General features: G+C 69.2%; 4 protein-coding genes. 1 reads left to right on the forward strand and 3 read right to left on the reverse strand.

Features of this window, described 5'->3' with window-relative positions:
- Nucleotides 1-817: streptophobe family protein (locus AOK22_RS38150; RefSeq protein ID WP_244165274.1), on the reverse strand; the 817-nt coding region annotated here is incomplete at its 3' end.
- Nucleotides 818-1,093: 276 nt separating this feature from the next.
- Here AOK22_RS38150 and AOK22_RS38155 point away from each other — a divergent pair.
- On the forward strand, nucleotides 1,094-3,697 hold the full coding sequence (locus AOK22_RS38155) for an ABC transporter ATP-binding protein/permease (protein WP_079037107.1): 2,604 nt from the start codon (nucleotides 1,094-1,096) through the stop codon (nucleotides 3,695-3,697).
- 107 nt (nucleotides 3,698-3,804) lie between these two features.
- On the opposite strand, the gene AOK22_RS38160 is transcribed toward AOK22_RS38155, so the two are convergent.
- Together AOK22_RS38160 and AOK22_RS38165 are read right to left on the reverse strand one after the other, a co-directional pair.
- A complete protein-coding gene (locus AOK22_RS38160) occupies nucleotides 3,805-4,497 on the reverse strand; it encodes a transglycosylase SLT domain-containing protein (RefSeq protein WP_055703225.1) in 693 nt (230 codons plus the stop codon).
- Nucleotides 4,498-4,821: 324 nt separating this feature from the next.
- Nucleotides 4,822-5,125 (reverse strand): S-adenosylmethionine:tRNA ribosyltransferase-isomerase (locus tag AOK22_RS38165; RefSeq protein ID WP_167357942.1); only part of this gene is annotated, 304 nt, incomplete at its 5' end.

Raw genomic sequence — 5,125 nt, forward strand, 5'->3', positions numbered from 1 at the left:
CGGCGAGCCCCGCGGCGACCGCCACCAGGACGACCGTGACCAGCGCGGACACGGCGGGACGCACCACCCGGTGCAGCGCGTCGAGGGCGCGGGGCAGCGGGGTGCGCCGCGAGGCGAGCAGCGCGACGAGCAGGACGCCCGCCACCCAGATCGTCCCGCCGAGGAGCGTCGCCCCGGTCTCCACGGTGAAGCCGACCGAGGCCTTCGCCTTCATCAGGTCCCCGAGCCGGTCGGGCAGCAGTCCGCCGATGTCCCCGATCCCGCCGGGCAGTTTGTCGCCGATGCCGCCCGGTAACTGGTCGAGCCCCTTGTCGATGCCCTTGTCGATGCCGAGCTGCTTGCCGTCGATCGTGATGACGTCGTGCCCCACCCAGGCGAGCCCCGCGAGCATCGCCGCGAAGAGGGCGATCACCGCGCCCACGCGCGCGACGAGTTCGGCGGGCGCGACGACGGCTCCCGCCCCGCGCAGGGAGCGCAGGAAGAAGGAGGTGAGCAGCAACGCGCCCACCAGGCCGACGCCGAGTGGCGCGATGTCGATCGCGGTGGTCGCCTCGGCGCCGTCCAGGCCGAACGCCGAGACGTCGCCGGACGGCGTGACCGAACCGCCCACGCCGAGCGCGACGGTCGCCGCCGTCATCGGCCCGAGCGAGCCCACCGCGTCCGCGCCGAGCAGATGCAGTCCGAGCGCGGCGGTCCCCGCCATGCCGATCAGCGCCCAGCTCACGGCGGCGATCGCGGAGAGCACGACGTCGCCCCACCGCACGCCCCGGCGCTCGCCCTTGTGTGAGACGTGGCTGACGTGTGAGACGGCCTCCATCAGGAACCCCCGAACCGCAGCGCTTTGCCCCATATGTGCGGGATGCGCTCAATGAGCATGATCCGTGTGCACTGATGGGGACTGATGGGCGCTTACCACTCTCCGGGCCGTTTTCTTCCCCGTCAACGGGGCAACCCCTGACGCCCGTACGCAGTCTTCACAAGGCCCGACTTTCGGTCAGAGGCCTCCGCCTGAAATAGTTCCTCCCGATGTTCGACATCCCTAGACTCCCCATCGATGGGGGCTAGCTCGGGGGACAACTCAGTGGGGCATGGAGTGCCGGAACTCGTACTGGAATTGAATGGAAGGACCTGGACCCTCGACGCGTCCAGGCCGTACACCCTCGGACGCGATCCGCAGGGAGACATCTCGCTCGACGACGCCAGGGTCTCCTGGCGGCACGCGACGATCAGCTGGAGCGGGCGCAGTTGGGTCATTGAGGACCACGGCAGTACCAATGGCACCTTTGTGCAGGGCCAGCGGATCCACCAGATGGAAATCGGCCCTGGTTCGGCGGTGCATCTGGGCAACGCGACCGACGGTCCGCGGCTGAACCTGTCCGGCAGCGCCTCGGGCGCGGCCGCCGCGGCTGCCGTGTCCGCGCCGCAGCAGGCCCAGCAGCAGGCCGCGCCGCAGCACGCGCCCCAGCAGCCCCAGCAGGAGGCGCCGGGCTGGGCCGGGCAGGCCCCGCACCAGCAGGCACCCCAGCAGCAGGCCCCGTACCAGGCGCAGCAGCAGGGCTGGCAGCAACAGCAGCCCCAGCAGCAGCACCAGCCGCACGTGCCCCAGCAGCAGGGCGGGCCCGCCGAGGCGTACGCGCAGAAGACTCCTGGTTCCGGTGGCGCCGCGGGGGCACCGCCGGTCTACGGCGACCGCAGCCCGACGACGTTCCACCAGTTGGCGCTCGGCCGCAAGATGCGCATCGGCCGTGCCCTGGAGAACGAGCTCGTCGTCTCCGACCTGCAGGTCTCGCGCCACCACGCCGAGTTCACGGCGACGCCCGACGGCCGCTTCGAGATCCACGACCTCGGGTCCCACAACGGCACGTACGTCAACGGCCAGCCGATCCCGAAGTCCTCCACGGTCCTGATCGGCCCGAACGACATCGTCGGCGTCGGCCACTCGACCTTCCGCCTCGTCGGCGGACAGCTCGAAGAGTTCGTCGACACCGGTGACGTCTCCTTCTCGGCCCGCCACCTCACGGTCACGGTCGACGGCGGCAAGCAGATCCTCAAGGACGTCTCCTTCGGCGTCCCGGAGAAGTCGCTCATCGCGGTCATCGGCCCCTCGGGTTCCGGAAAGTCCACCCTGCTCAAGGCGCTCACCGGCTACCGGCCCGCCAACCAGGGCGACGTCCTCTACGACAACCGGAACCTCTACAAGCAGTTCGCCGAGCTGCGTCAGCGCATCGGTCTGGTCCCGCAGGACGACATCCTGCACAAGGAGCTGACCGTCAAGAAGGCCCTCAAGTACGCGGCCAAGCTGCGCTTCCCCGCGGACACCACGGAGGCCGAGCGCGAGTCCCGCATCGACGAGGTGCTGCGCGAGCTCAAGCTGGACATCCACAAGGAGAAGAAGGTCACCTCCCTCTCCGGTGGCCAGCGCAAGCGCGTGTCGGTGGCCCTCGAACTGCTGACCAAGCCCTCGCTGATCTTCCTGGACGAGCCGACCTCCGGCCTCGACCCGGGCATGGACCGCGACGTCATGCAGCTGCTGCGCGGCCTCGCCGACGACGGCCGCACGGTCCTCGTCGTCACGCACTCGGTCGCCGAGCTGGCGATCTGCGACAAGCTCCTGGTGATGGCGCCGGGCGGTTCGGTGGCGTACTTCGGCCCGCCGGAGGAAGCCCTCAACTTCTTCGGCTACGGCACCTGGGCCGACGTCTTCTCGGCCTTCGAGAACTACCGCGACTACGACTGGGCGGGCCGCTGGAAGGGCTCGCAGCACTACCAGATGTACGCCGCGGACATCGACGCCGTCGCCGCGCAGTCCGTACCGATGCCGCCGCCGCAGGCGGTCAGACCGCCGAAGCCGCAGGGCTGGGGCCCACAGCTGTGGACCCTGATCCGCCGCTATGTGTCGGTGATCGCCTCCGACAAGGGCTTCATGGGCCTGATGGTGATCCTGCCCGCGGTCCTCGGTGTCGTCAGCGTCGTCATTCCGGCGGACTTCGGTCTGGGACCGCCCAAGCCGCCGGCCAAGTTCAACGGCGACGCGGGCACGATCATGCTGATCCTCGCGGTCGGCATGTGCTTCTCGGGCGCCGCGAACTCGGTACGTGAGCTGATCAAGGAACGGGTCATCTACGAACGGGAACGGGCGACCGGCCTGTCCCGCTCGGCGTACCTGATGTCGAAGGTCATCGTTCTCGGCCTCATCACGGCCATCCAGGGCGTCATCATCTGCGCCATCGGCTTCGCCCCGCGCGAGCTGCCGAAGGAAGGCCTGATCATGCCGCCGGCCGCGGAGATCTGCCTGACGATCATCGCGCTCGGGTTCACCTCGATGATGTTCGGCCTGGTCATCTCCTCGCTGGTGAAGACCGCCGAGAAGACCATGCCGCTCCTGGTGATGTTCGCGATCGTCCAGGTCGTCTTCACCGGCGTGCTCTTCCAGATCTACGGTTCGCCGGGCCTGGAGCAGTTCGCCTGGCTGATGCCGTCCCGCTGGGCCATCGCGGGCGCGGGCTCCACCCTGGACCTCGCGCACCTGATGCCGCCGTGGGACCCGAAGAAGCCGAACGACCTGGACCCGTTGTGGGAGCACTCGGTCGGCCAGTGGGGCCTCAACATCACGGTCCTGCTGCTGCTCGGCATCGCCTGCGGCTTCGCGGTCGCGCGCCTGCTGCGCCGGCACGAGCCGGAGGTCATGCGCAAGTAAGTGCCCCGGGCACACGAGAAGGGCGGCACCCCGCGCGGGGTGCCGCCCTTCGGCGTCCGTGGGCCTCGTCTTCGGCTGAAGAGGTCCGTTGATCAGGCGATCAAGGCTCAGTAGGCGCCGTTCACGTTGTCGATCGAGCCGTACTTGTCGGCCGCGTAGTTGGCGGCGGCCGTGATGTTGGCGACCGGGTCGTAGATGTTCGTCGACGTGCCGTCGACGTGGTACGCGTTGAACGTCGGCTGGATGACCTGGAGCAGGCCGATCGACGGGGTGCCGTTGATGGCGTTGACGTCCCAGCCGTTCATGGCGTTCGGGTTGCCCGTGGACTCGCGCATGATGTTGCGGTGCAGGCCATCGTAGGAACCGGGGATGCCCTTGGACTTCATGATGTCCAGGGACTGGCGGATCCAGCCGTCCAGGTTGTTGGCGTAGACGGGCTTGCGGGCGGCGGCGCGGCTCGCGGCCTCCTTGGCCTTCCGCTCGTCCTCGGCCTTCTTCTTCGCGGCGGCCTCGTCGGCGGCCTTCTTGTCGGCGGCGGCCTTCGCGGCGGCGGCCTTGGCCTGCTTGTCGGCGTTCGACTGCTGCTTGGAGACGCTCGCGTGGACCGTCTGCTGCGCGTCGGTGGACGCGGCGAAGGCCACGGGGGAGACGTCGGCGGCCTGGGTGGTGGCCTCGGAGCTGCCCGGCACGAGGGAGAACGCGAGGGCGGCGGCGCCGAGCGTGGCGACACCGGCGATCGAGAACTTCTGGGTCTTGGTCAGGGCGTTGCGACTATGACCAGGGGTGCTGTGCGTGGACATGCGAGTGGACCTCTTCGAATAGCGGAGGTCGCTCTGGTCCGGCGGGGGACAGGTTGCTTCTCCGGCACAAACGCCGCGGTGGTGAGACCGCGGCGCCGAGCGACGGGAGCAATTCTTAGCGGGCGCAAAATTCTGTGGCAAAGGCGTGACGTACGATCCCGGGTAGTGGATCAGGGGGTGCACCGATGCCTTTGACGGCCGCGCACCCCCGGTACATAAAGGGATTCCTTATCCACTAGGGACCTTCGTACGTGATGTGCGTCCTATGCGCGGGCTCACATCGGACGGGTAACAGTCTCACCAACCGTTGCCCCAGCAACGCTCTCAGTGAGGAGCGCCCTCCCGTAGGAGGAGGTGGACGTCGCCGAACTCGTGCCACAGGTAGAGACGGCGTACCGCCTCCGCGTACCCCCGCTCCACCGCCGCCCGGCCCGCGACGGCCTCCAGCATCAGCAGATGCGAGGCCTCCGGCTCATGGAGCCCGGTCAGCAGGCCGTCCACCACCCGCACCCCCCGCTCCGGCGTCACCACGAGCTCGGTCCGGCCCGCCGCCGCCCGCACCACACCCTCGGCCCCCGCCGCCGACTCGACGGCCCGCAACGCCGTCGTACCGACCGCCACCACGCGG

Origin of the sequence: Streptomyces silaceus, from assembly GCF_001419745.1 — a bacterium.
In the GTDB taxonomy this organism is placed as follows: domain Bacteria; phylum Actinomycetota; class Actinomycetes; order Streptomycetales; family Streptomycetaceae; genus Streptomyces; species Streptomyces silaceus.

What these genes read in the sequence shown, in the direction of transcription:
- AOK22_RS38160 (WP_055703225.1), bottom strand. Translation starts at nt 4,497, where the DNA reads ATGTCCACGCACAGCACCCCTGGTCATAGTCGCAACGCCCTGACCAAG.